Annotated in this window: 2 protein-coding genes and 1 pseudogene; 1 reads left to right on the top strand and 2 read right to left on the bottom strand. The window is 58.5% G+C overall.

The genetic code is table 11. The features are described 5' to 3' along the window. Both trpD and ACXRVY_RS25470 read right to left on the bottom strand, forming a co-directional pair. A pseudogene (gene trpD / locus ACXRVY_RS25475) lies at window positions 1–235 on the bottom strand (anthranilate phosphoribosyltransferase); the annotation flags it as partial. A 9-nt stretch (window positions 236–244) separates the two neighbouring features. Next, on the bottom strand, window positions 245–838 hold the full coding sequence (locus ACXRVY_RS25470; protein ID WP_007980194.1) for an aminodeoxychorismate/anthranilate synthase component II: 594 nt from the start codon (window positions 836–838) through the stop codon (window positions 245–247). 408 nt (window positions 839–1246) lie between these two features. Between ACXRVY_RS25470 and ACXRVY_RS25465 the strand changes: the two genes are divergently transcribed. After that, window positions 1247–2171 (top strand): SGNH/GDSL hydrolase family protein (locus tag ACXRVY_RS25465; RefSeq protein WP_458238576.1); only part of this gene is annotated, 925 nt, incomplete at its 3' end.

Here is a 2171-nt window from a genome sequence, read left to right as displayed (position 1 = left end):
CGACCACACCGTCGAGGGTCTTGAGTTCGACCTTGTCCGCCAATTCGCGCATCACTGACACCGCGCCGACGATTTCGTCGATGCTTTCGCTCTTCATGCGCATGGCCATCATGAACGCGCCAATCTGCGCGTCCGAGCATTGCCCGGTCATGATTTCGCGCATGACATCGCGCATTTCATCGGTGCTGAGGTCGAGATGATCGACGATGCGGCTCAGGGCTGTCTTGATATTCATGAAAAGTCCTTAGCGCGTGCCGCCGGTTTGTTTGAGGAAGTTGGCGAACAGTTCGTGGCCCTGCTCGGTGAGAATCGATTCTGGGTGAAACTGCACGCCCTCGATGTTCAGGGTCTTGTGACGCAGGCCCATGATCTCGTCGACCGAGCCGTCTTCAAGCTGGGTCCAGGCCGTCAGCTCCAGGCAATCGGGCAGGGTTTCGCGCTTGACGATCAATGAATGATAGCGAGTGACCGTCAGCGGGCGATTCAGGCCTGCGAACACCCCCTTGTCCTCGTGAAATACCGGGCTAGTCTTACCGTGCATCACTTGGCGGGCGCGCACCACATCACCGCCAAAGGCCTGGCCGATGGACTGGTGGCCGAGGCAGACGCCAAGAATCGGCAGTTTGCCGGCGAAATGCTTGATCGCTTCAATCGAGATGCCGGCTTCGGTCGGGGTGCAAGGACCGGGGGACACAACGATACGCTCAGGATTGAGGGCTTCGATTTCAGCGATGGTCAGTTCATCGTTGCGCACGACTTTGACCTGGGAGCCAAGCTCGCCCAGGTACTGCACAACGTTGTAGGTAAAGGAGTCGTAGTTATCGATCATCAGCAACATGGCGTTAAGAACCTCTTGAATTCACTGACTTTAAAGATGGCCTTCGAATGATTTACCCGCAGAGCGCTGCGCTTTGTCAGATGCTGGAGTAGCGCCAGCAAAGCGGCATTTCAAACAGGTAAAGAAGGCAAAGCGGTACAGGTCCGGCGAGGCCGGCAAAAGAATTCAGGCGCGCCAACGCCAGCGGGCATGTGCCTTGATGACTTGATCCAGGAGTTTACTGATGATCAACACGGGGAAGGTCTCGTTCGTACGTCCCGGCACAGTAACTTAGCTGGGCAGAGCGCGCAATATCGCCGGGGGTGCTGCCCGCGAAACTATCAAAGGCTTCGCGACAGATGGCAAAAGGCCGGAAGTTTTTGGTACTGTCGTTTCGTTCACTACAACAATAAATAAACGGACTTGCTCATGATCAAACAGTCGTTGTTTGTACCACTCGCAGGATGCTTGCTCGCGATCGCATGCGCCCAGGCGAACGCCGCACCTAATCCTTATACAAGTTTCATTGTCTTCGGGGACAGCCTCAACGACGCTGGGACCTTTGCCGACACGGGCGGGCCTGCCGKGGCGACGCAGCGCTTCACCAACCGGACGGGGCCGGTGTACCTGGATGGCAGCGGCGAAGTCCGCTCGCTCAACGCCACGCAGATTCTGGGCGGAAAACTGGGGTTTTCACCAGACCAGACGGCATCCTCTGCTTCAGCAGTTCGCGCCAACGAAGGCCTGCCTGATGGTAACAACTGGGCTGTAGGCGGCTACCGTACCGACCAGATTCTTGATTCGATTACCAGCACCTCCGCCACCGGCGAACGCACCCGGGCCGGCTATCTTCCATCCAATAACTTCCGTGCCGACCCGAACGCACTGTATTACCTGTCGGGCGGCGGTAACGACTTCCTGCAAGGTCGAGTCACCAGTCTGCCCCAGGCCAGTGCCGCCGCCGACCGCCTGGCCGACAGCGTACAGACGCTGCAAACCGCCGGCGCCAAGTACGTCATGGTCTGGTTGCTGCCCGATATCGGCTTTACCCCGGCGTTCAACGGCACCCCGCTGCAAGCGTTCACGTCCCAACTCAGCGCCCAGTTCAACACTGAACTGGTAAGCCGACTGCAAAACATCAATGCCGAAGTCATCCCGCTCAACATTCCGGTACTGCTCAAAGAGACGTTCGCCAACCCGGCACAGTTTGGCCTGGCCACCGACCAGAACCTCATCGCCACCTGCTTCAGCGGCAACGGCTGCACCGAGAACGCCCGCTACGGCATCAACAGCGCCACGCCGGACCCGACCAAGCTGATCTACAACGACTCGGTGCACCCCACCGAAGCCGGGC

Source organism: Pseudomonas sp. P5_A2_2, from assembly GCF_054177685.1.
The sequence above is the reverse complement of the archived record's forward strand: the minus strand, read 5'-3'. Positions and strand labels throughout refer to the sequence as shown.

What these genes read in the sequence shown, in the direction of transcription:
- ACXRVY_RS25470 (WP_007980194.1), bottom strand. Translation starts at nt 838, where the DNA reads ATGTTGCTGATGATCGATAACTACGACTCCTTTACCTACAACGTTGTG.